Source organism: Ornithinimicrobium sp. F0845, assembly GCF_023015765.1.
Taxonomy (GTDB): Bacteria; Actinomycetota; Actinomycetes; order Actinomycetales; family Dermatophilaceae; genus Ornithinicoccus.
The window spans coordinates 52980-74778 of sequence record NZ_JALKAL010000010.1 but is presented as its reverse complement, the minus strand read 5'-3'; the positions used below and the strand labels follow the sequence as shown (position 1 = coordinate 74778).

The window sequence follows — 21799 nt, the reverse complement described above, 5'->3', positions numbered from 1 at the left end:
GTGCTGGATCCGGACCGGGACGAGGCCCGGGAGCTGCTGCAGCGCGAGCTCGCGGGCGCCGAGTACAACCGCCCCGAGTCCTTCATCGTCAAGGCACTCAACTGGCTGCTCGAACGCCTCAACAGCCTCATCGAGATCATGCCCGGGTCCAATGCCCTGTCCACCCTGCTGCTCGGGGTGGTGCTCGCGCTCGTGGGCGTCGCCATCTACTTCGCGGTCCGGGGCACGCGCCGCACCCGCAAGCTCACTGACCGGTCCTCCGGGCCGGTGCTGGCGGAGACCGGACTGACCGCCGAGGACTACCGCGCCCGGGCTGCGGCGGCCGCACGCGCCGGGCACTGGGACGCGGTGCTGCTCGACTCCTACCGCGCGATCGCGGCCGCCACCGACGAGCGGGCGCTGCTGGACGAGCTGCCCGGCACCACCGCGCACGAGATCGCCGTCGGACTCCGCGCCCCCTTCCCGGGCCACGCCGACCCCCTGCTGGCTGCGGCCGACCGGTTCGACGCGGTCTGCTACGGCGACCAGCACGCCACCCGCGAGGAGGCCGAGCGGGTCCGTGAGCTGGACCGGGTGCTGGCCCGGACCCGACCGGCGCGGGTGCGGGTCGGATGACCGCGCGCACGGCACGGCGGCTGGCCCTGTGGGGTCTGCTCGTGCTCCTCATCGCGGTCGGTGCGGCCGTCCTCAACGGCATGCGCACCGCCAACCAGCTGCCGTTCGACCCGGACAATCCCGAGGACAACGGGATGCAGGCGCTGGCCCGGGTGCTGGAGCAGGAGGGCGTAGACGTCACCGTCGCCCGCGGCCTGCCCCAGCTGCTGCGCACCGACGTCTCCTCCGACACCACGGTCCTCGTCGCGGGGACAGCCCTGATCGGCCAGGACGCTGGTCAGGACCTGATGCAGTATGCCGGGCGCGCCGGTCGGCTGGTCGTCCTCAGTCCCGAGGGCAACAGCGAGGACGTCCTGGGGCTCCCCGTGGAGGGCACCAGCCACCCGCAGGTGGGCGCCGCGGCACCGGGTTGCGAGGCCACCCTGGTCAACTGGCGCGACGGAGACGAGCTCAGCCACGCCAACCGGCTCGTCGAGGTGACCGGCGCGCGCGGCTCGGCCCTGCCGTGCTTCCCCCCGACGCCGGGCTACAACGCGGGCGGCGCCCAGGCCGGGTTCGTCGTCGAGCTCCCCGCCGACGGGAGCCGCCCGGACACGGTGGTGGCCGGCATCGCCGGGTCGCTGACCAACGAGCGCATCCTGGACGACGCCAACGCCGCCGCGGGGCTGCGGCTCCTCGGGGCCCACCCGCGCCTGGTCTGGTATGTCCCAGCCGTGGCCGACGCCGGCGACGACGCCGCGCCGCAGTCCCTCATGGACGTGCTGCCCGACGCCTTCCTGCCCTCGGTGTGGCTGCTGGCGCTGGCCCTGCTAGCCACCATGATCTGGCGCGGCCGGCGGCTGGGGCCGGTCGTGACCGAGCCCCTGCCAGCCGTGATCCGCTCGGTGGAGACGACGCAGAGTCGCAGCCGAATGTACCGCCGTGCAGAGGACCGCGAGCGCGCCCTCGCGGCGCTACAGCTTGCGGCGCGCCGACGGCTCGCGGTCCGGCTCGGCCTGAGCGCCCACGCCCAGCCACAACAGGTCGTGCGGTTGCTCGCGGAGGCGACCGGACGGCATACCGACGAGCTCCACCGGCTGCTGGTCGACCCGGCAGCACCCGATGACGAGACACTGGTCCGGATCGCCCGCGAGGTGCGGTCCCTCGAGGAAGGGATGATCGGATGACGACGCAGGACGAGCAGGGACGCGACGGACAGGGACACGTCGGACAGGGGCACGTAGGGCAGGGCGAGCGCAGCCCGGAGCAGGCCCGGGAGTCGCTGCACCGGGTCCGGGTCGAGGTGGGCAAGGCCCTCGTCGGGCAGGACCAGGCGGTCACCGGGCTGATCGTGGCGCTGCTGGCCCGTGGGCACATCCTGCTCGAGGGGGTGCCCGGTGTGGCCAAGACGCTCATGGTCCGCACCCTCGCCGCGGCGCTGGACGTGGACACCAAGCGGGTGCAGTTCACCCCTGACCTGATGCCCGGCGACGTGACCGGATCCCTGGTCTATGACTCGCGCACCAGCGACTTCGAGTTCCGCGAGGGACCGGTCTTCACCAACCTGCTGCTCGCCGACGAGATCAACCGGACGCCCCCGAAGACCCAGTCCTCGCTGCTGGAGGCGATGGAGGAGCGACAGGTGACGATCGACGGGACGCCGCGGCCGCTGCCCGATCCCTTCCTCGTCGCGGCGACGCAGAACCCGGTGGAGTACGAGGGCACCTATCCCCTCCCCGAGGCCCAGCTGGACCGGTTCCTGCTCAAGGTGGTGCTGCCGATCCCGCCTCGCGAGGACGAGATGCAGGTGCTGCAGCGGCACGCCGCCGGGTTCAACCCGCGCGACCTGGCCGGGGCCGGGGTGCGACCGGTCGCCGGGCCTGCGGACCTGCGCGCCGGGGCCGCGGCGATGCGTCAGGTGCAGGTGGCGCCGGAGGTCGTGGCCTACATCGTGGACATCGCCCGGGCCACCCGGCAGTCCCCCTCGCTGCAGCTGGGCGTCAGCCCCCGTGGCGCGACCGCCCTGATGAGCACGAGCCGGGCCTGGGCCTGGCTCAACGGTCGCTCGTTCGTCACGCCCGACGACGTCAAGGCCCTGGCGCACGGCACGCTGGGCCACCGGCTCGCGCTGCGGCCCGAGGCCGAGCTCGAGGGCGTGTCGGTGACCTCCGTGCTGGACAGCGCGCTGAACTCCGTGCCGGTCCCCCGCTGAGGTGGGCCGATGATCCCCGCTCCCCCGCCCCGGGCGGCAGTATGGCGTTGAGCTGGCGGGCCGTGGCCCTGGTGCTCCTGGGCCTGGTCCCGATCCTGCAGTGGCCGTCGATGACGACGGTCCGCTGGTGGCTGCTCGGCGTCCTGGTCGTCATCGGGCTGGACCTGCTGCTGGCCCCCTCGCCCAGGAGGCTCGGCTGGAGCCGGTCGGAGGACCAGCAGGTCCGCCTCGGCGAGCCCGCCACCTCGACGCTCACGGTGACCAACCCGACCCGCCGCCGGATGCGCGGCCAGGTGCGCGACGCCTGGGTGCCGTCCGCGGGGGCCTCGAGCGCACGGCATACTCTCGACGTGCCGGGCGGCGAGCGACGCCGGCTGACCACGCACCTGCTGCCGACCCGCCGGGGCGACCGGCCGACCGACCGGCTGACCGTGCGGGTGTGGGGACCGCTGGGGGTCGCGGCGCGGCAGCGCTCGGTGCAGGTGGCGGGGTCGGTGCGTGCCCTGCCGCCGTTCAACTCCCGGCGCCACCTGCCCAGCCGTCTGGCGCAGCTGCGGCAGCTCGACGGGCGCTCCGCGGTGCGGACCCGGGGGCAGGGGACGGAGTTCGACTCGCTGCGCGACTACGTCGAGGGTGACGACGTGCGCTCGATCGACTGGCGGGCGACGGCGCGGCGGCAGCACGTCGTGGTGCGGACCTGGCAGCCGGAGCGGGACCGGCGCGTGATCCTGGTGCTGGACACCTCCCGCACCAGCGCCGCCCGGATCGACGACCAGCCGCGGCTGGACGCCGCCATGGACGCGGCGCTGCTGCTGGCGGCACTGGCCTCGCGGGCCGGTGACCGGATCGACCTGATCGCCGGCGACCGTCGGGTCCGGGGGCGGGTCACACCCAACACCGACCGGAAGGCGCTGCTGCACCAGCTGGTGACGGCGATGGCACCGATCGAGCCGGTGCTGGTCGAGGCCGACTGGACGATGCTGGCCGGCAAGGTCACCGGGCTGACCCGGCGCCGCGCGCTCGTGGTGCTGCTCACGGCGATGGAGCCGGCCGCCGTCGAGGAGGGGCTGATCCCGGTCCTGCCGGCGCTGACCGCGCACCACCGCGTCGTGGTCGCCTCCGTGGCCGACCCCGAGCTGGGCAGGATGCGCGAGGACCTCGGGGACCTTGACTCGGTCTACGACGCGGCCGCCGCCGAGCGCACGGTCTCGCTGCGCCAGCGCACCGCCGACGCGCTCGAGCGCATGGGCGTGCACGTCATCGACGCCGACCCCGAGGAGCTGCCGCCGCGGCTGGCCGACCACTACCTGGCGCTGAAGGCCCAGGGGCTTCTGTAGCGGGTGCGCCAGCAGCCGGGCGCCGTCAGGTGACTACGCGCCCGGCCGGATCGGTCCGTGGTGCTGCGTCAGCCGTTGAACGCCCGGTTGAGCGCCCCGAGGAAGTCCCGGTAGTAGGCGTTCGTCACCCGCGCCTCGGCGACCATGTCGTAGGCGTGGTAGCCACCCGGGTAGACGTGCAGCTCGGTGGCTACGCCGGCGGCGATGAGTCGCCGGGCGTAGTCGAGGTCCTCCTCGAGGAAGAGGTCGAGAGCCCCCACGCTGATGAAGGTCGCAGGGAGCCCGGTCACGTCCTCCACGCGCGCGGCCGCGGTGTACGGCGAGACCCCGTCACCACCCGGCTCGTGGCCGAGGATCGAGGCCCAGCCGAAGCGGTTGTCACCGGGGGTCCAGATGAACTCCCCGGCATAGGGGTGGGCGTCCCGCGAGCTGGAGGTGCGGTCGTCCAACATCGGGTAGATGAGCAGTTGGTAGCCGACGGGGAACTCACCGCGGTCCCGGGCCAGGATCGCGAGGCACGCTGCCAGCCCACCACCGGCGCTGGCACCGCCGACCGCGACACGGGCGGGGTCCACGCCCAGCTCGGCGGCGTTTTCGTGCACCCACCGCAGCGCGGCGTAGCAGTCCTCCACGAGACCGGGCGCGCTGGTCTCCGGCGCCAGACGGTAGTCGACCGAGGCGATGACGGCGCCGGTCTCGGTGGCGATCCGCCGGCACAGGATCTCGTCACTGTCGGCCGTCCCGAGGACGTAGCCGCCTCCGTGGATCCACACCAGTGCCGGGCTGGTCGTCGCCCTGTTCTTGGGCTCGTAGTACAGGATCCGCACGTCTGGGTCGCCCACCGCCCCTGGCACGTGGTGCTCGGTGGTGGTCACGTCCGGGTAGAGCTCCTCGGGGTCCGGTGCGCCCTCGACCGGCATCGCCAGCATCTCCCGGACGGTCGCGAGCGACTACGGGCTGAGGTTGAGCGGAGGGAAGACCTCCAGCATGGCCAGCGTCTCCGGGTCGACCAGGTGTCGCGTGCTGACGGAGGGAGGTGCGGTCTGGGTCATGATGTCCTTCTTACGTCTGTCGTGTGATGGGTCGGTGCCCGGTGTGCCACGAAGTATGCCGCCGCCTCCGCCCGTGAGCCCGTGCCGGTCTTGCCGAAGATCGCCGACACGTGCACGCTCACCGTCTTGGGGCTGATGAAGAGTTGCCTGCCGATCTCCGGGTTGGACAGACCCTCTGCCAGCAGCGCGAGGACCTGCTGCTCGCGAGCCGTCAGCGAGTCGATCCCGGTCGGATGACTCGACGTGCCGGCCCTGGTGTGCCCGGCGGGGGTCATCGTCAGGCCCGCACGTGCTGCGAGCTCGCGCGCCCACCGGCTGACGATGGCCACGCCCCGTTCCGCCGGGAACTCTGCCGCGAACTGCAACGAGCCCACCGCGGCGTCACGGTCACCATGTGCGATCAGGGCCTCGGCCAGGCGGTAGTGGGCGTAGGGCAGGTACCAGACCGGCGCCCTGACCTCCTCGAGTGCCGCGACCGCGGCCTGCCACCCGGGCACGGCCTCCGGCGCCGCAGGGTCGGCACCGCCCAGCTCGGCCCCGGCCAGGGCCGTCCACGCCGTGGCGATCGGGTAGTCGGGCAGCGAGGCCAGCAGGTCCGCCAGTCCTGCCTCCAGCGCGGGATCGACGGGGACGTGGTGTCGCCGGCCTGCTCCGACGGCGCGAGCAGCCGCGGGGATGATCGGCAGCAGGTAGAACCACATCTCCGTCTCGGGCCGGGTGAGCAGGGCGACCGCCGACAGCGCCTGCGCGGTCAGCTGGTTGCGGTCCTGGGCCGAGGCAGCGTCGATGGCCTCGCCGAGCAGACGCTCGGCATCGACCCGTGCCCATCCGGCCCGCTCCTCGGCGTCGGCCGCCCGTACCTCGGCCGGGCCGAGCGCCCGCATCTCGGCGGCCCCGTCCACGTTGTCGTTCCAGGCGTGGTGGGCAGCCATCAACCGCCCGAGGTAGGAGATCCAGGGTGCGCCACGGGTCAGCTGGAGCGAGCGCGGCAGCAGCTCCAGTGCTCGCGCCGGACGCCCCGCGGCGATCGTCGCCTCGATCAGGTTCGCGGCCACCTCGGCCCCGATCGACCGTTCCAGCCCCGCCTCCTTCAGTTCCTCGATCGCGGCCTCGCCGCGATCGATCGAGCGGTCGTACTCGCCGAGGTAGCACCAGGAGTCCATCTCGTAGGTGACGGCCGTGAACTTGGCGAGCGGACCCACCGGCAGGCTCGCCACCTGGGACTGCACCTCCACCCCCTCGAGGACGCGGCCCTCCTGGATCAGGTTGCTGGCGTGCGCCATGATCACGCGCACCACGTCGTCGGCGGAGCCGGACCGGTGCACCATCTCCAGGGCTCGTTGCATGACGGCGGCGGCATCCTGCCCAGTGCCCTCCCCGAAGGCGATGGTGTGTGACAGCACCTGGGCCAGCAGCGCTTCATCCGCCTGCTCGTCGCTGTCGGCCAGCAGGTCCGCGGCCTCCCGGAGGAGTGCCGGGTCACCCTCGATCCCTGCGTTGTACTGCTGCATCCGTTTCAGCAGGAGCAGCCGTGCCCTCGTCCTGCGCGCCGTCACAGGGCAGAGCGCCAACCCCTCGTCGGCCAGCCTGACGCCCCGCACAGGATCATCCCCGCGCAGACTGGCGGCAGTGGCCTCCGCAAGCACCTCCCACAGGCCCCGCCCCGCGACGTCGTCGGCGTCCGGCACCTGGGGCCACAGGTCAGCGAGGCTGTCTGCCAGCTTCAGGATCGTGAAGACGTCGTCCCGGGCACGAGCCTCGTCGAAGGCGGCCACCGTGGCCGCGAGGGCACGGCGCGGATCCCTGGCCAGACGCCAGTGGAAGGCGATCTCCGCGGACTCCACCGAGCCGCCCCCTGACCGGCTCCGCTCGAGCGCTTCGCCGTAGGCCGTGTGGAACCTGATCCGCTCGCTGGCGAGCAGGTCGTCGTGGACACCCTCCTGGGTGAGCGCGTGCCGGAAGGCGTAGCCGTCGCCGTCGCTCACCAGCACCCGCGCCTCGATGGCCTCGCGCAGCGCGTCGTCGAGGACCTCGGCCGACTCCCCGGAGACCTCGAGCAGCACGTCGTGTTCCACATGGACACCACCGGCTGAGGCGACCCGCACCACGGTCCGGGCGGCGTCGGAGAGCCGTTCGTAGCGCGAGAGCAGCAGGTCGCGCAGCGTGTCTGGCAGCTCGCCGTCACCGAGGCCCAGGAGTTCCTCGACCAGGAACGGGATGCCGCCGCTGCGGTCGGCCAGATCCGGGCCGACCTGCGAGGAGGCTGAGCTGGCGATCCCCCCGGCGAGCTCCATCACCTCTGCGGGGTTGAGTCGCTCCAGCTCCACCCGGAGCACGGCGCGGTTGCGCTCGAGCTCGGCGATGACCGGGCGCAGGGGGTGGAACCGGTCGACGTCGTCGCTGCGATAGGTCAGCACGACGATGACGTCACCACCACGCAGGGTCGTCGCCAGGGTCTTCAGCAGCGCCAGGGTGGAGGCATCCGCCCAGTGCAGGTCCTCGAGCACCAGCACGAGCTGGTGGTCTGCGCTGAGGTTCTCCACCAGCGTCTCGATGGCCTCGGTCACGAACTCGGACCCGCCGGTCACCGCTCCGTCCGGGACCACGACCTCGGGCACCAGCGTGCCGAGCGTGGCCAGGATCGCCGGCGACTGCGCCGCAGCGACGAAGGCGTCCGGCCCCACCTCGGCCCACACGTCCCGCAGGAGGCGGCGCACCGGTCCGAACGCCGCGCCCACCGGGCCGAGGTCCAGGCACTGCCCCGTCGCGGTCACCACCGGCTTGTCCCAGGAACGCTCGGCGACCGCCGCGTGGAACTCCTGCAGCAGGCGGGTCTTGCCGATCCCCGCCTCACCGCGCACGAGGATCGTCACCGGCTGACCGTTGCTGCTGGACTCCAGGGCCGCGAGCATCGCAGCAAGGTCGTGATCTCGACCCACCATCCTCGGACTGCTGGCCACGGTCGCCATGCGGGCATCCTGCCAGTCCGGACCAGCAGGGGAAAGGGTCTCCCCAGGGGCGACCGGACGATCGAAGACCGCCTCACCTGGTGGCGGGGCGGTCAACGACGGTGGCCGGCGGGTGTGCCCGGTGGGGGTGGCCAGCGGGTCTGCCGGGCAAGACTCACGCCGACGGGACCATGCGAGCGGGACCGGCCGACAGGTGGGTGACGCGCGCCAGCAGCGTCGGCACGCGGCGGGTGCGGCCATCCAGCCGGAGGCCGGGACCACGCAGCGCTGCGCGCCGGTCGATCTCCAGGTTGCGGACCAGAGCAGCCTCACGCTCGGCGGCCACGGACTGTGCGACGGTGATGTTCTGGAAAGTCATGGTTCCTGCTCCCTCGTGGTGTCGGTGCCCTGCTGGGCTGATGACACCAACAGTCGTCCCTAAGGACGGGTGAGCACATCGGGCAGGTGCCCTAACTTTCGGTCCGGCCTCGCCTTAGTGCACAGGGCTGCGCCTTACCCCACAGGGCAACGCCTTAGACGGCAGGCACGCGGGCACGAGGCAGTCCGGGGCAACGCTCAGCCGCGCAGGCGGGCCATCCAGGCCTCCACGTCGCGTCGGCTCGTGAGCCGCACACCGGCCAGCTGCGGATGCTCCGCCAGGACAGCCGGCACGCGCCGGTCCAGGTTGTGCCGGCCGGAGATGGCCCAGCGCACCACGTGCTCGCGGTCGGTGAGCACGGTGTGCAGCGGCGGCTCCACGTTGCCGTTCCAGAGCACCTCCCGGCGCACGCGGCGCCGCACCGTGCGCCGCACCACCCGGCTGAGGGTCAGGGGGAAGGGCAGGTCCAACCAGACCAGCAGCTCCGCCCGCGCGGCCAGGAGGGGGCGCGCCCCGGCATACTGCCACTCGGTCACCCACGTCTCACGGGCGGCCAGCGACCTGACGTCGTCCAGGAACTCCGGCCTGGGGATCCAGCCGGCGCCGTGGTGCAACCCGTCGAGCTCGGTGTGCGGGATGTCGAGTTCCTCCGCGATGCGCCCCGCGAGCGTGGTCTTGCCGCTGCCGCTGATGCCGGCCACGAGGACCCGGCGCGGCCGGTGCGGCAACGGGTCCCTGGCGGTGAGCACCGGCAGAGTCTAGGGGTCGGAGCTCAGCCCGCCGTCGGGGCCGAGGCCGCCGTCAGGCTCTCGTCCACGTCACCGCTGATGCCGCGCCGGACCGCGGAGCGGCCGAGGGTGAAGACGTAGAGCACGAACAGCCCCAGCGCGAGCACGCCGATGCCCACGCGCGCCCAGGTCGGCAGCGGCGAGGGCGTCACGAACGCCTCGATGAGCCCCGAGATGAGCAGCACCACGATGAGCCCGAGCGACACGCCGGCCGCGGTCCGCCCCTCCTGCGCCAGCGACGACAGCCGGGTGCGCGGCCCGGGCGCCACCCACGCCCAGAACAGCCGGAGCCCCACCCCACCGGCGACGAACACCGCGGTCAGCTCGAGCAGCCCGTGCGGGGTGATCAGCCCCCAGAACACGTCCGCCCGACCGTGCTGGTGCATCAGCGACCCGATCACAGCGACGTTGGAGATGTTCTGCCAGAGGACATAGATCACCGGCAGCCCGAGCGCGCCGAAGACGATGCACTGCGCCGCGACCCACGCGTTGTTGATCCACACCAGGGTCGCGAAGCTGCTGGCGGCGTTCTCGGAGTAGTAGGACTCGAAGTCGCTCTGCACCAGCTGCTGGACCTGCGCCGAGGAGAGCAGCGAGTTCTCCACGACGGGGTTGTGATAGAGCCAGATGCCGAGCGCGAACCCCACGACGACGTTGGCCAGCGCCGTGAGGATCCACCACCACCGCAGCCGGTAGAGCGCGGCCGGGAAGTCCTCGACGAAGAAGCGCCCGACCATGTCCCAGGAGAACGTCCGGGTGCCCGCGGACCGCAGCCGGGCCCCGGCCAGCAGCCCGGACAGGTGGGTGACCAGGGAGGGGTCCGGCGCGGTCGAGCGCACGGTCGACAGGTCGGTCGCCACCCGCTGGTATCCGTCCAGCAGCTCATCCGCCTCCGCGCCCCCGAGCCGCCGCTGCCTGGACAGCACGCGCAGGCGCTCCCACCCCGGCCGGCGCCGGGTCACCAGTGCGTCAAGGTCCACGCGGCAAGGATAGGCGCAGGCAGTATGCCGTGTGCTCACCGCAGCGTGCCCGGCCAGTAGTCTGGCGGCACCATGGCGACCCGGGGCATCTTCGACAGCGACGGCTTCGTCACGTCCGAGGCCGTGCAGATCGACCTGCCGGCCGCCAGCCTGCCGATGCGGATGGCGTCCGGGGCCATCGACCTCGCGGTCGTGGTGATCATCCTGCTGGTGGCCCTGTGGGCCGCGCCGTGGAGCCTGGTCGGCGAGGACTTCGCGCTCGTCCAGGCGCTGGTGATCCTGCTGCTGGTCGGCGCGCTCGTGGCGGTCCCGGTCGCGAGCGAGACCTTCAGCCAGGGCCGCACCCTCGGCAAGCTGATCTTCGGGCTGCGGACGGTCCGCGACGACACCGGACCGATCGGCTTCCGGCACGCCCTGATCCGCGGCCTGACCGCCTGGTTCGAGGTCTGGCTGACCGCGGGCAGCCTGGCGCTGCTCATCGCCGCGACCAACGAGAAGGCCAAGCGGCTGGGCGACTTCCTCGCCGGCACCTACGTGGTCCGCGAGCGGGTCCGCCTCACGCTGCCCGAGCCGCCGGCGATGCCCGTCGAGCTCGCCCCCTGGGCCATCGGCACGGACATCGGCGTGATCCCCGACGGGCTCGCGGTGGCGATCCGGCAGTTCCTGGCCCGCAGGGACGAGCTGACCCCGCCGAGCCGGGGCGCGACCGGGTCATCGCTCTACGCCGACCTGATGGCCTACGTGTCGCCCGCGCCGCCGCCCTTCGCCCACCCGGAGGCCGTGATGTCTGCCGTGATGGCCGAGCGCCGCCGCCGCGACCTGCTCCGCCTCGAGCGCGACGACCGCCTGCGCGCCCGGGTCCTCGGCCCGGACCCACTCGGTCGCTGACCGGGGACAGCCCGCGGGCCATGCGACAAAAGCCCGCGGGCCATGCGACAAAAGGTGCGCCGCGCCGCCAAGACGTCCCTCGGCGCACATTTTGTCGCATGGCCGGGAGGTGTCGCGTGGCCGGGCGGCGTGGCATGGCCCGGCCGCGTGGCATGGCCCCCAGCATGGCCGGGGCGTGAGGATCAGTCGTCATAGAAGGGTTTGATGACGCCCTCGATGATCTCCAGCCGCTCATCGAACGGCAGGAAGGCCGACTTCATCGCGTTGACGGTGACCCGGCGCAGCTGGCGCCAGCCCCAGCCGGCCTCGTCGACCAGCAGCTGCATCTCCCGTGACATCGAGGTGCCGCTCATCAGCCGGTTGTCGGTGTTGAGCGTGACCCGGAAGCGCAGCCGGTCCAGCAGGGTGATCGGGTGCGCCGCGATTGTCGGGGAGGCCCCGGTCTGCAGGTTGCTCGACGGACACATCTCCAGCGGGATCCGCCGGTCCCTGACGTATGCCGCGAGTCGCCCCAGGTGCACCGAGCCCAGTTGATCCTCGGACCAGTCGGCGTAGGGCACCTGGTCGTCCAGCTGCGCCACCGGCACCCCGTGCAGGGTGAGGTCGTCGACCAGTCGCACGCCGTGGCCCAGCCGCTCGGCGCCGCACCACTGGATCGCCTCCCAGATCGAGGGCAGCCCGAAGGCCTCACCGGCGTGGATGGTGAAGTGGAAGTTCTCGCGACGGAGGTACTCGAAGGCGTCCAGGTGCCGCGTCGGGGGGAAGCCTGCCTCCGCACCGGCGATGTCGAAGCCGGCCACCCCGTCGTCCCGGTGCCGCACCGCGAGCTCGGCGATCTCCCGGGACTTGGCGGCGTGGCGCATCGCGGTGACCAGGGTGTCGACCCGGATGGTCCGGCCGGCCTCGGCGGCGAGGGCCTCACCCTCCCGGATCCCCTCCTCGACGGCGGACACCACCTCGTCGAGGCGCAGTCCGGCCGTCAGGTGCTGCTCGGGGGCGTAGCGCGACTCGGCGTAGACCACCCCGTCGGCCGCCAGGTCCTCCACGCACTCCCGCGCGACCCGGCGCAGCCCCTCGGCGGTCTGCATCACCGCGATCGTGTGGTCGAAGGTCTCCAGGTAGCGCACCAGGGAGCCGGAGTCCGCACTCGCGCGGAACCACTCGGCCAGCCCGTCCACGTCATCGGCGGGCAGCTCGTGGCCGATCTCCCGCGACAGCTCCAGCACGGTCGACGCACGCAGCCCGCCGTCGAGGTGGTCGTGCAGGAGCGCCTTGGGGGCGGCGCGGATCAGCTCGGGCGTCGGCGTGGCGCCCTGCTCGGGCACGCCGCGCGACTCGGACCCGCCGGTCTGCTCAGGCACGTCGGGCCCCCTCCTCGGAGAAGGCCGGCACGCAGACGGCGACGTAGTCGGCGCCCTCCGGACCGGCCTCGTAGCGGACCCGCTCCCCCGCCCGGGTGAGGATCCCGGCACCGGCGCTCACCCGCTGCTCACCGTCCTCGGTGTGCACGATGATCTCGCCGGAGATCACATAGGTCACCTCGTCGAAGACCGGGGTCTGCGCGGGCTCGTCCCACCCAGCGGGCGCACTCATGCGGGCCACCGAGTAGTTGTTGTGCCCGGTGGCGACGCGGCCGGCGAACTCCTCGATGACCTTGCCGCCGGGGACGGGGATGCGGACCGGTTCCAGGTGTAGTGCCATCCCCCGATCCTAGGTGTCCCGGCGGGGCGCCGGGCTAGACTCGACGGGTGAGCACAGACACCGCCGTCCCTGCGACGACAGCGACCGACGCGGCCGAGCGGGCCCGCGAGATCCTCGGCGTGTCGCGCCTGACGAACCGGGCCCTGACCTCCTGGCTGCACGGTCTGCCGGGCGTGGACCAGGTCGGTGCCGAGGCCCGCGCCGCGTCCCTGGGCACCCGGTCGATCAAGACCACCTCCAAGGCCTGGGCCATCGACACGGCCATCTCGATGATCGACCTGACCACGCTCGAGGGTGCTGACACCCCGGGGCGGGTCCGCGGCCTGGCCACCAGGGCGCTGACCCCCGACCCGAGCGACCTGAGCACGCCCCGCCCCGCCGCGGTCTGCGTCTACGGCGACATGGTCGGCCACGCCAAGGACGTCCTGGGTGACAGCGGGGTCAAGGTGGCCGCGGTCGCCACCGCGTTCCCGTCAGGACGAGCCAGTATGGCGGTCAAGCTGGCCGACACGGCCGATGCGGTGAGTGCTGGGGCCGACGAGATCGACATGGTGATCGACCGCGGCGCGTTCCTGTCCGGTGACTACCTCACCGTGTTCGACCAGATCGTGGCGGTCAAGGAGGCCTGCGGCGGGGCACGGCTGAAGGTGATCATGGAGACCGGTGAGCTGGTCACCTACGACAACGTCCGGCGCGCGTCCTACCTGTCGATGCTCGCCGGCGGTGACTTCATCAAGACCTCCACCGGCAAGGTCCAGCCCGCGGCGACGCTGCCGGTGACACTGATCATGCTGCAGGCCGTGCGCGACTGGCGGGCGCTGACCGGCCAGATGGTGGGGGTCAAGCCGGCTGGCGGGATCCGCACCAGCAAGGACGCGATCAAGTTCCTGGTGACCGTGCACGAGGTGGCCGGTGAGGACTGGCTCGACAACCACTGGTTCCGGTTCGGCGCCTCCAGCCTGCTCAACGACCTGCTGCTGCAGCGCCAGAAGGTCAGCACCGGCGCCTACTCCGGCGCCGACTACATCGCCGACGACTCCCCCAGCCTCTACTAGGACACCCGGGGGCTCCGCCCCCGTGCACCCCCGGAACGACAAGGACGAGATATGCCGACCTTCGAGTACGCACCGGCGCCGGAGTCCCGCTCCGTCGTCGACATCAAGAGCTCCTACGGGCTCTTCATCGACGGGGAGTTCGTCGACTCCCGCGGCGGCACGCCGTTCAAGACGATCAGCCCCGCCACCGAGGAGGTCCTGGCCGAGGTCTCGGAGGCGAGCGAGGACGACGTGGACCGGGCCGTCGCCGCCGCGCGCACGGCATACCGCTCCTGGTCCCGCCTCACCGGTGCGGACCGCGGCAAGTACCTCTTCCGGATCGCCCGCATCATGCAGGAGCGAGCCCGGGAGTTCGCGGTGCTGGAGTCCCTGGACAACGGCAAGCCGATCAAGGAGTCCCGTGACGTCGACGTGCCGATCGCGGCGGCGCACTTCTTCTACCACGCGGGGTGGGCCGACAAGCTGGCCTACGCCTCGCTCGGGGACAACCCGCGTCCGCACGGTGTGGTCGGGCAGGTCATCCCGTGGAACTTCCCGCTGCTGATGCTGGCCTGGAAGATCGCCCCGGCCCTGGCGACCGGCAACACCGTGGTGCTCAAGCCGGCCGAGACCACACCGCTGACCGCGCTGCTGTTCGCCGAGGTCTGCCAGCAGGCCGACCTGCCGCCCGGCGTGGTCAACATCATCACCGGTGCCGGGACGACGGGGCAGGCGCTGGTCGGGCACGAGGGCGTGGACAAGGTGGCCTTCACGGGCTCCACGGCCGTCGGCAAGGCCATCGCCCGCACCATCGCCGGCAGCCGCAAGAAGGCCACCCTGGAGCTGGGCGGCAAGGCCGCCAACATCGTCTTCGACGACGCCCCGCTCGACCAGGCGGTCGAGGGCATCGTCAACGGCATCTTCTTCAACCAGGGCCACGTCTGCTGCGCCGGGTCGCGACTGCTGGTGCAGGAGTCGATCGCCGAGGAGGTCGAGGCCAAGCTCAAGGCCCGCCTGGCCACGCTGCGCGTCGGCGACCCGCTCGACAAGAACACCGACATCGGCGCCATCAACTCCCGTGAGCAGCTGGACCGCATCAACACCCTGGTCAAGGTCGGCGAGGAGGAGGGCGCGGTGCGCTGGGCCCCGGAGTGCGAGCTGCCGGCCAACGGTTTCTGGTTCCGCCCCACCGTCTTCACCGGCGTCAGCCAGACCCACCGGATCGCCCAGGAGGAGATCTTCGGGCCGGTCCTGTCGGTGCTGACCTTCCGCACCCCCGGTGAGGCCGTCGCCAAGGCCAACAACACGCCATACGGCCTCTCGGCGGGGATCTGGACCGAGAAGGGTTCGCGCATCCTCTGGATGGCCGACCAGCTCAAGGCCGGCGTGGTCTGGGCCAACACGTTCAACAAGTTCGACCCGGCCAGCCCGTTCGGGGGCTACAAGGAGTCGGGCTACGGTCGCGAGGGCGGTCGGCACGGTCTGTCCGCCTACGTCACGACGGGAGCCACGAAGTGAGCACCACGACCCGCAAGCCGGCCAAGTCCGCCGCCCCCTCCCGGGTGGACGTCCGCAAGACCTACAAGCTCTACATCGGCGGCAAGTTCCCCCGCTCGGAGTCCGGCCGCTCCTACGAGGTCTTCTCCACCGGCCGGTCGCCGAAGTTCCTGGCCAACGCCGCCCAGGGGTCCCGCAAGGACGCCCGCGACGCCGTCGTCGCAGCCCGGAAGGCGCAGTCCGGCTGGGCCGGCGCGACCGCCTACAACCGCGGGCAGGTGCTCTATCGCGTCGCGGAGGTGATGGAGTCCCGCCGGTCCCAGTTCGTCGCCGAGGTGCAGGCCGCGGAGGGACTGACCGCGGCGCGGGCCGAGGCCAACGTCTCCGCCGCCATCGACCGGTGGGTCTGGTATGCCGGGTGGTCCGACAAGTTCGCGCAGGTCCTGGGCGGTGCCAACCCGGTCGCGGGGCCTTTCTTCAACCTCTCCTCACCCGAGCCGACCGGGGTGGTCGCCGCCCTGGCCCCGCAGGGCTCCTCGCTGCTCGGCCTGGTCTCGGTGGTCGCGCCGATCATCGTCTCGGGCAACACCGCTGTGGTGCTCGCCTCGCAGGAGCGACCGGTCCCGGCCATCACCCTCGCCGAGGCGCTGGCCACCTCCGACGTGCCCGGTGGCGTGGTCAACCTGATCACCGGGGTCACCTCCGAGGTCGCGCCGTGGCTCGCCTCGCACCGCGACGTCAACGCGATCGATCTCACCGGCGCCGCCGACGCGCCCGACGTGGTCTGGGGCGACCTGGAGAGGGCCGCGGCCGACAACCTCAAGCGGGTGCTGCGCCCGGCCGGCTCCGGTGTGACGGCCGTCGAGCCCGACTTCACGGCCGAGCCCGGCCTGGAGCGCCTCGAGGCCTTCCTGGAGACCAAGACCGTCTGGCACCCCAAGGGCATCTGAGGGATGCGCAACCCGCTGAGCCGATCCCGCCTGCGCAGACTCCGCCCCACCCGCCTGCGCGCGTCGCTGCGCAAGCGCGAGACCCTCGACCTGTTCGCCATGCCCGTGCCCGGGCCGGGTCCGACGGCCGACCCCGCGCGGTCCCTGGAGGACGCGACGGCCGAGGTGTTGCGGCAGATGCGCCGGGACTACCCCAAGGACCTCAACGAGCGCAAGATCGGGATCCTGCTGGCCCGGCTCGACGACCCTGCCGACCAGACGCTGATCATCCGGGACGAGCACGGCGAGCCGTGCGGCTACTGCCACATCACCAGGGGTGACACGGTGAACGCCCGGATCCGCTTCCCGCTCCGGGTCAGGCCCCACCAGGCCTACCTGTGGGATGACCATGTGTTCATCGCGCACCGACGCCGCGGACTCCACGCCTTCTCCATCGCCCGACGTATCGAGTTGCTGGAGCAGGAGGGGCGCACCGAGGCGCTGACCATCATCTCCCGGCCGAACGTGGCCTCGCGGACGTCCTACGCGGCGTTCGGGATGGTGCGCCGACGCGAGCTGGTCTACGTGCCGGATCTGAAGCGCACCTTCGCCCTGCCGACCTCCCGGAAGGTGCCCGGGGTCTGATGGACGTCGCGGTCGTCACCGGTTCGGAGGGGCTCGCGGGCCTGCGGACGGAGTGGGAGGAGCTGGAGCGCGCCCCCGGCACCCCCTACTACGTGACGCACCGGTTCGTCACCGCCTGGTGGGAGAGCTACCGCTCGGCCGACGGGTATCGACTCCACGTGGTGACCGTCCGGCAGGACGGCCGGCTGGTCGCGATCGCGCCGTGCTCGATCCGTCCGGAACAACGCGCCGGCAAGGATGTCCGGGTGCTGAGGTGGGCGAGCCACGGCGACTATCTGGCCGTGCTGTATGCCGAGGCGCAGGACGGCGCGACCGCCCGGCCCGAGACCCTGACCAGGCTGGTGATGGAGCACCTCAGCGGGTTGGTCGAGGAGGGCGCGGTCGCCAGCGTGCACCTGACCGGGATCCCCTCGGAGTCGCAGTTCGCCTGGCAGGTCCGCAAGTCCCAGGACCACCACCGGCACCTGGCCTTCCTCATCGAGAACCCGTACCTGGATCTCGGCAGCGGGTACTCCCGCCCCTCGCACACCACCAAGTACCGCAACAAGCTGCTGCGCGACCACCAGCTGAGGTTTGCCGTCTTCCAGGGTGCCGAGCACGACATCCTCGACCGGATCGCTGCGGTCCACGTCGCCGAGAAGGAGCACCTCCATGCGCAGGGGCGCCCCGAGCGGCACTCATTGTTCGAGGACGACCGGCGCGTGGCACACATCCGGGGTGTCTTCGAGCACACCGACGACGCGATCACCTTCGCGCTGGTCGAGGGCGACGACCCGCACAGCGGCAGGATCGCTGCCTACCGCACGGTGTTCAACGACGGTGGGCGGCTCCTCTCGTGGAACAGCGCCTACCTGCCGGCCTACGAGCCCTACCGGATGGGCAAGGTGCTGCAGCTGCAGATCCTCGAACACCTCGAGTCGCCCGAGGGGCGAGGCATCGGAGCCACCGAGTTCGACTTCGGCGCGGGCAAGTACCCCTGGAAGTTCGAGTGGACGCCCACGATGCGGCCGACCTACCGGTTGCTGATCAAGGCCACGGAACAGCCGGCCGCCGCCAGACCCGCGGAGCCGCGGGCCACCGAGCCCGCACCCGCCCCGAAGCCAGCTGCCCCCGCGACGGCCACCGCACAGGCCACCCCGACGGCACGGAAGCCAGCCAGTCTGACCACCCGGGTGAGGCGACGCGCCGTGCGCCTGGCCCGCGACGTCGCCCCGCACCTGCCGGCGGTCATCGTCGAGCCGGCACGCCGCGCGGTGCGGGCGCGGCGGGACCGCACCACGCCTGTCGTGATCTGGTACATCCCGCACCCGGACGACGAGACCATCTTCATGGGCGGTTCCATCGCGAGCCAACGGGAGCGGCGCAACGTCGTCGTGCTCCTCACGGACGGCGAGGCCTCCCAGGCCATCATCGGCACCAACCGCAAGCTGGAGGAGCCGATCACGCTCCAGGAGTTCGTCGCGTCCCGCGGGCGCGAGCTGGCGGCGGCGGTCGTTCAGCTCGGGGTCCGCGAGCGCGACATCATCCGGGTGGGTCTGCCGGACGGCTCCGTGACCAGCGACGAGGTGCTGCGCGTGGTCCGGGACCAGGCCAGACGGTTCCCGCTCGCTGCGCACCGGACGATGAGCTACCTCGACGTCCACGGCGACCACGCCGCCGCCGGTGCGGGACTGCGCGAGGCGCACCGCCGAGGCATCGTCCAGGACGTGCAGTTCCACCTGCCCGTCCCCCAGGTGATCGACGAGCGAGCCACCTGGGTGGCCTTCGAGCGGCCGGCGGTGGAGGCCAAGCTCGCGGCGCTGCGGGAGTACTGCGTCTGGGATCCGGAGCAGGGTCGCTACGCCGTGGGCCGCCGGAGCGTCAGCGAGCTGATTGCCCACTACCGCCGTCGGCCGGACGAGCTCGTGCACGGACCCGACCTCGACCCGCTGGCCGAGTAGTCGCCCGCGATCGGGCGGGATCAGCGACGCACGGCCTTGGCGACGAAGCACTGCGCCAGCAGATTCCTGACGTGCACCTGCGTCACGTCCGGGTCGGCGAAGATCGCCTCCAGCGCTCCCGCGACACCTTCTCCCGCTGCGACCACGCGGTTCGCCGGGTGATGCATCGCGGGCTCGCTGGTGTAGGCCCGCAGGACCCGAGGCGCATCATCGAACCACTCCGGGACGGCAGCCGAAGGCGTCCACCCCGCGCAGCGCGCCGCGTGGACGTAGACGGGACCCACCTCGCGCCAGGGGTTGTGCGCGGACAACGGCGCGTGGGCGATGAGGACGATCCGCCCACCCGGCCGACTCAGCCGCAGGCAGCAGCGCAGCTGCTCGCGCCCGGTGGTGTCGTCGAAGGCGGCGACGTGGTTGCCGAGGACCTCCACGCCGTCGCGGTGCACTGACGCGAGGGCTTCTGGGCGGATGGACTCGATGCGGTAGGAGGTCATGCCTGGTAGACGCGGCCAGCGCGCTGAGCGTGAGGTCTGAGGAAACGGCGTTGCTGAGTCCTGACCGCGACCCGTAGACTTGGACCCATGTGGATCTCCTGAAGCCGCCCTACCGCGCCCTCGCTCTCCTGACGGCCGCGGCCCGCTTCCCTCCCGGAGATCCCATGACCCAACCGCTACACACTCCCACGCTGTCCGGCACCGACCACGTGCGCGTCGACGGCGTCTCGCGCTCGTTCCCGGACCGTCGGGTGCTGACCGACGTGACCTTCACCGTGTCCTCCGGGGAGGTCGCCGCCCTGATCGGTGAGAACGGCTCCGGCAAGTCGACCCTGCTGCGCCTCGTCGCTGGGCTCGACACGCCCGACGCCGGGTCGGTCAGCACCCCCGGCGCCGTCGGGCTGTTCCACCAGGAGCCGCCGTTCTCCCTCGACCTGACCATCGACGGCGTGCTGACGGACGCCACGGACCCGGTCCGGGACCTGACCCGCCAGGTCGAGGCGGCGGGTCAGGCGATGGCCGAGGGAGCCGTCGGGGCAACGACCCGCCTGCACGCAGCCATCGATGCCGCCGAGCGCCACCACGCCTGGGAGTTGGACCACCGGGTCGATCGGGTGGTCGATGGTCTCGGACTCGACCACCTGCCGCGCGACCGACGGGCCCGCGAGCTGTCGGGTGGGCAGGTCTCCCGGCTGTCGCTGGCGTGGCTGTTGCTGCGCTGCCCCGACACGCTGCTGCTGGACGAGCCCACCAACCACCTCGACGACGCGGCCACCGCGACCCTCGTCGACCTGCTGCGGGGCTGGTCCGGTCCGGTGCTCCTGGCCAGTCACGACCGGGCGTTCCTGGACGAGGTCGGCACGACCCTGCTGGACCTGGATCCCGCACCACGCCCCTTCACCGCGGTGCGGCACGACACGGACACCCCCGGTTCCGGGTTCGGCGTCACGAAGTTCACCGGCAGCTACACCGCCTACCTGCGGCGGCGGAGGGAGGAGCGAGAGCGGTGGGTGCATCGGTTCCGCGAGGAGCAGGGCGAGCTGTCCCGGCTTCGCGCCAGAGTTCGTGACGACCACACCGTCGGGCGCGCCGACCGGCCTCCTCGGACCGAGGCACGTGCGGCCAAGAAGTTCTATGCCGACCGCAACGCCAAGGTGGTGGCCCGCAGGGTCAACGACGCGACCACGGCGCTCGAACGCCTCGAGCGCGACCAGGTGCGCAAGCCGCCCGCCCGGCTGCGGTTCATCGGCCTTGGTGACGTCGGCGCAGGCACGGCAGGGGCTGGTGTGCCGACCGGGGCCGGCCCGACAGCCGGGCCGGTGATGACCGCCACGGGCCTGGCGGTGAGCGGGCGCCTGGCTCCCACGACGCTGAGCCTCGGCTCCCGGAGCCGGCTGCTGGTCACCGGCGCCAACGGCTCCGGCAAGTCCACGCTGCTGAGCGTCCTGGCCGGCGACCTGGTGCCCGACGAGGGCTCGCTGACCCGTCCCGCGCGGCTGCGGGTCGCCCTGCTGAGCCAGGAGCCGCTCCCCCGCGAGCCGTCGATCACGGCCCGCACGGCATACTCCCGTGCCGTGGGCGCGGAGCGCGCCGAGCGGACGCCGCTGGCGACGTTCGGGCTGATCGCCGGGCGCGACGCCGACCGGCCGGTGGGAGCCCTCAGCGTCGGGCAGCGCCGCCGCCTGGACCTCGCGGTGCTGCTCGCCGACCCTCCCGACGTGCTGCTGCTCGACGAGCCCACCAACCACCTGTCGCTGCTCCTGGTCACCGAGCTGGAGCAGACCCTGCCGGATTACCCCGGTGCCGTCGTCGTCGCCAGCCACGACCGCTGGCTGCGCGAGGGCTGGACCGGCGAACGACTCCACCTGGAAGGACACGCATGAGCATCACGATCACCCGGGCCCAGGACCCGCCCGCAACCCACCGGATCCTGGCCGCCCTGCCCAGCTGGTTCGGGATCCCCGCGGCGAACGAGCACTACGTCACGGCGGCCGGCGAGAAGGACTCCTACCTCGCGCAGGTCGACGGTGTCACCGTGGGCGTCGCGCTCGTGGACCGGCACTTCGCCGAGACCGCCGAGATCCACCTCATCGCCGTCGCCCCCGAGCACCACGGCGGTGGAGTCGGCTCCGCGCTGGTCGCCGCCATCGAGGACGCTGTGCGGGCGGACGGTGCGCAGCTTCTGGAGGTCAAGACGGTCGGTGCCTCCCACGCGGACGAGGGGTATGCGGCGACCCGAGCCTTCTATCGGGCGCGGGGCTTCCTGCGGCTCGAGGAGTTCGAGGGCCTGGACTGGGAGGGCCCGACCGTGATCCTGGTCAAGCCGCTCTGACGCCCACCCACGGCTGGGACGGCGCGCTCAGGATCGGGGCACCAGCCCG

General features: G+C 72.2%; 20 protein-coding genes. 12 read left to right on the top strand and 8 right to left on the bottom strand.

Features of this window, described 5'->3' with window-relative positions; translation table 11 throughout:
- From MWU75_RS14450 to MWU75_RS14435, 4 genes are read left to right on the top strand one after another with little or no spacing between them, the layout of a single operon-like run.
- Positions 1-615: a DUF4129 domain-containing protein gene (locus tag MWU75_RS14450; protein ID WP_247092035.1), complete on the top strand. Its 615-nt coding sequence runs from the start codon at positions 1-3 to the stop codon at positions 613-615.
- Complete coding sequence (locus MWU75_RS14445) at positions 612-1781, top strand: DUF4350 domain-containing protein (RefSeq protein ID WP_247092033.1); 1170 nt, start codon at positions 612-614, stop codon at positions 1779-1781. The genes MWU75_RS14450 and MWU75_RS14445 overlap by 4 nt, the downstream gene beginning before the upstream one ends.
- Entirely contained in the window at positions 1778-2806 is a 1029-nt protein-coding gene (locus tag MWU75_RS14440; RefSeq protein ID WP_247092031.1) for a MoxR family ATPase, read from the top strand. The genes MWU75_RS14445 and MWU75_RS14440 overlap by 4 nt, the downstream gene beginning before the upstream one ends.
- 41 nt (positions 2807-2847) lie before the next feature.
- A complete protein-coding gene (locus tag MWU75_RS14435) occupies positions 2848-4143 on the top strand; it encodes a DUF58 domain-containing protein (protein WP_247092029.1) in 1296 nt (431 codons plus the stop codon).
- Between the two features lie 68 nt (positions 4144-4211).
- Here MWU75_RS14435 and MWU75_RS14430 read toward each other — a convergent pair whose 3' ends face one another.
- From MWU75_RS14430 to MWU75_RS14410, 5 genes are all read right to left on the bottom strand, one after another.
- On the bottom strand, positions 4212-5072 hold the full coding sequence (locus MWU75_RS14430; RefSeq protein ID WP_247092027.1) for an alpha/beta hydrolase: 861 nt from the start codon (positions 5070-5072) through the stop codon (positions 4212-4214).
- Positions 5073-5191: 119 nt separating this feature from the next.
- Positions 5192-8164 carry a LuxR family transcriptional regulator gene (locus MWU75_RS14425; protein WP_247092026.1) on the bottom strand — a complete coding sequence of 991 codons (2973 nt, stop codon included), beginning with the start codon at positions 8162-8164 and terminating at the stop codon, positions 5192-5194.
- Between the two features lie 154 nt (positions 8165-8318).
- The gene (locus tag MWU75_RS14420) at positions 8319-8522 is read right to left on the bottom strand and encodes a hypothetical protein (RefSeq protein ID WP_247092024.1); all 204 of its coding nucleotides are present in this window, start codon (positions 8520-8522) and stop codon (positions 8319-8321) included.
- A gap of 197 nt (positions 8523-8719) precedes the next feature.
- Positions 8720-9271 (bottom strand): AAA family ATPase, encoded by a 552-nt coding sequence (locus MWU75_RS14415; RefSeq protein WP_247092022.1) that lies wholly within the window; start codon positions 9269-9271, stop codon positions 8720-8722.
- A gap of 23 nt (positions 9272-9294) precedes the next feature.
- Entirely contained in the window at positions 9295-10290 is a 996-nt protein-coding gene (locus MWU75_RS14410; RefSeq protein WP_247092020.1) for a stage II sporulation protein M, read from the bottom strand.
- A gap of 72 nt (positions 10291-10362) precedes the next feature.
- Here MWU75_RS14410 and MWU75_RS14405 point away from each other — a divergent pair, with 72 nt between their 5' ends.
- Entirely contained in the window at positions 10363-11178 is an 816-nt protein-coding gene (locus MWU75_RS14405; RefSeq protein WP_247092018.1) for an RDD family protein, read from the top strand.
- Positions 11179-11360: 182 nt separating this feature from the next.
- Here MWU75_RS14405 and MWU75_RS14400 read toward each other — a convergent pair whose 3' ends face one another.
- Positions 11361-12503, bottom strand: coding sequence for an adenosine deaminase (locus tag MWU75_RS14400; RefSeq protein WP_247092166.1), 1143 nt, complete (start codon positions 12501-12503; stop codon positions 11361-11363).
- A 28-nt stretch (positions 12504-12531) separates the two neighbouring features.
- The gene (locus MWU75_RS14395; RefSeq protein ID WP_247092016.1) at positions 12532-12879 is read right to left on the bottom strand and encodes an AraC family ligand binding domain-containing protein; all 348 of its coding nucleotides are present in this window, start codon (positions 12877-12879) and stop codon (positions 12532-12534) included.
- Positions 12880-12926: 47 nt separating this feature from the next.
- Between MWU75_RS14395 and deoC the strand changes: the two genes are divergently transcribed.
- Genes deoC through MWU75_RS14370 form a run of 5 tightly spaced genes read left to right on the top strand, consistent with a single transcriptional unit; the run spans position 12927 to position 18924 of the window.
- A complete protein-coding gene (gene deoC / locus MWU75_RS14390) occupies positions 12927-13934 on the top strand; it encodes a deoxyribose-phosphate aldolase (protein WP_247092014.1) in 1008 nt (335 codons plus the stop codon).
- Positions 13935-13985: 51 nt separating this feature from the next.
- Positions 13986-15431: an aldehyde dehydrogenase family protein gene (locus MWU75_RS14385; protein WP_247092012.1), complete on the top strand. Its 1446-nt coding sequence runs from the start codon at positions 13986-13988 to the stop codon at positions 15429-15431.
- Entirely contained in the window at positions 15428-16360 is a 933-nt protein-coding gene (locus tag MWU75_RS14380) for an aldehyde dehydrogenase family protein (RefSeq protein ID WP_247092010.1), read from the top strand. Before MWU75_RS14385 ends, MWU75_RS14380 begins: the two co-directional genes overlap by 4 nt.
- 3 nt (positions 16361-16363) lie before the next feature.
- Positions 16364-16984, top strand: a complete 621-nt coding sequence (locus MWU75_RS14375; protein WP_247092008.1) for a hypothetical protein — start codon at positions 16364-16366, stop codon at positions 16982-16984.
- Positions 16984-18924 (top strand): GNAT family N-acetyltransferase, encoded by a 1941-nt coding sequence (locus tag MWU75_RS14370; RefSeq protein WP_247092006.1) that lies wholly within the window; start codon positions 16984-16986, stop codon positions 18922-18924. The genes MWU75_RS14375 and MWU75_RS14370 overlap by 1 nt, the downstream gene beginning before the upstream one ends.
- A gap of 20 nt (positions 18925-18944) precedes the next feature.
- On the opposite strand, the gene MWU75_RS14365 is transcribed toward MWU75_RS14370, so the two are convergent.
- A complete protein-coding gene (locus tag MWU75_RS14365; RefSeq protein ID WP_247092004.1) occupies positions 18945-19418 on the bottom strand; it encodes a DUF1203 domain-containing protein in 474 nt (157 codons plus the stop codon).
- Positions 19419-19507: 89 nt separating this feature from the next.
- On the opposite strand from MWU75_RS14365, the gene MWU75_RS14360 reads away from it, so the two are divergent.
- Both MWU75_RS14360 and MWU75_RS14355 read left to right on the top strand, forming a co-directional pair.
- The gene (locus MWU75_RS14360) at positions 19508-21301 is read left to right on the top strand and encodes an ABC-F family ATP-binding cassette domain-containing protein (protein ID WP_348647781.1); all 1794 of its coding nucleotides are present in this window, start codon (positions 19508-19510) and stop codon (positions 21299-21301) included.
- Positions 21298-21750, top strand: a complete 453-nt coding sequence (locus tag MWU75_RS14355) for a GNAT family N-acetyltransferase (RefSeq protein WP_247092002.1) — start codon at positions 21298-21300, stop codon at positions 21748-21750. The genes MWU75_RS14360 and MWU75_RS14355 overlap by 4 nt, the downstream gene beginning before the upstream one ends.
- Positions 21751-21799: the final 49 nt, after the last annotated feature.

What these genes read in the sequence shown, in the direction of transcription:
- MWU75_RS14385 (WP_247092012.1), top strand. Translation starts at nt 13,986, where the DNA reads ATGCCGACCTTCGAGTACGCACCGGCGCCGGAGTCCCGCTCCGTCGTC.
- MWU75_RS14395 (WP_247092016.1), bottom strand. Translation starts at nt 12,879, where the DNA reads ATGGCACTACACCTGGAACCGGTCCGCATCCCCGTCCCCGGCGGCAAG.
- MWU75_RS14425 (WP_247092026.1), bottom strand. Translation starts at nt 8,164, where the DNA reads ATGGCGACCGTGGCCAGCAGTCCGAGGATGGTGGGTCGAGATCACGAC.
- MWU75_RS14430 (WP_247092027.1), bottom strand. Translation starts at nt 5,072, where the DNA reads ATGCTGGCGATGCCGGTCGAGGGCGCACCGGACCCCGAGGAGCTCTAC.
- MWU75_RS14440 (WP_247092031.1), top strand. Translation starts at nt 1,778, where the DNA reads ATGACGACGCAGGACGAGCAGGGACGCGACGGACAGGGACACGTCGGA.
- MWU75_RS14405 (WP_247092018.1), top strand. Translation starts at nt 10,363, where the DNA reads ATGGCGACCCGGGGCATCTTCGACAGCGACGGCTTCGTCACGTCCGAG.
- MWU75_RS14445 (WP_247092033.1), top strand. Translation starts at nt 612, where the DNA reads ATGACCGCGCGCACGGCACGGCGGCTGGCCCTGTGGGGTCTGCTCGTG.
- MWU75_RS14355 (WP_247092002.1), top strand. Translation starts at nt 21,298, where the DNA reads ATGAGCATCACGATCACCCGGGCCCAGGACCCGCCCGCAACCCACCGG.
- MWU75_RS14435 (WP_247092029.1), top strand. Translation starts at nt 2,848, where the DNA reads ATGGCGTTGAGCTGGCGGGCCGTGGCCCTGGTGCTCCTGGGCCTGGTC.
- MWU75_RS14420 (WP_247092024.1), bottom strand. Translation starts at nt 8,522, where the DNA reads ATGACTTTCCAGAACATCACCGTCGCACAGTCCGTGGCCGCCGAGCGT.
- MWU75_RS14365 (WP_247092004.1), bottom strand. Translation starts at nt 19,418, where the DNA reads ATGACCTCCTACCGCATCGAGTCCATCCGCCCAGAAGCCCTCGCGTCA.
- MWU75_RS14370 (WP_247092006.1), top strand. Translation starts at nt 16,984, where the DNA reads ATGGACGTCGCGGTCGTCACCGGTTCGGAGGGGCTCGCGGGCCTGCGG.
- MWU75_RS14375 (WP_247092008.1), top strand. Translation starts at nt 16,364, where the DNA reads ATGCGCAACCCGCTGAGCCGATCCCGCCTGCGCAGACTCCGCCCCACC.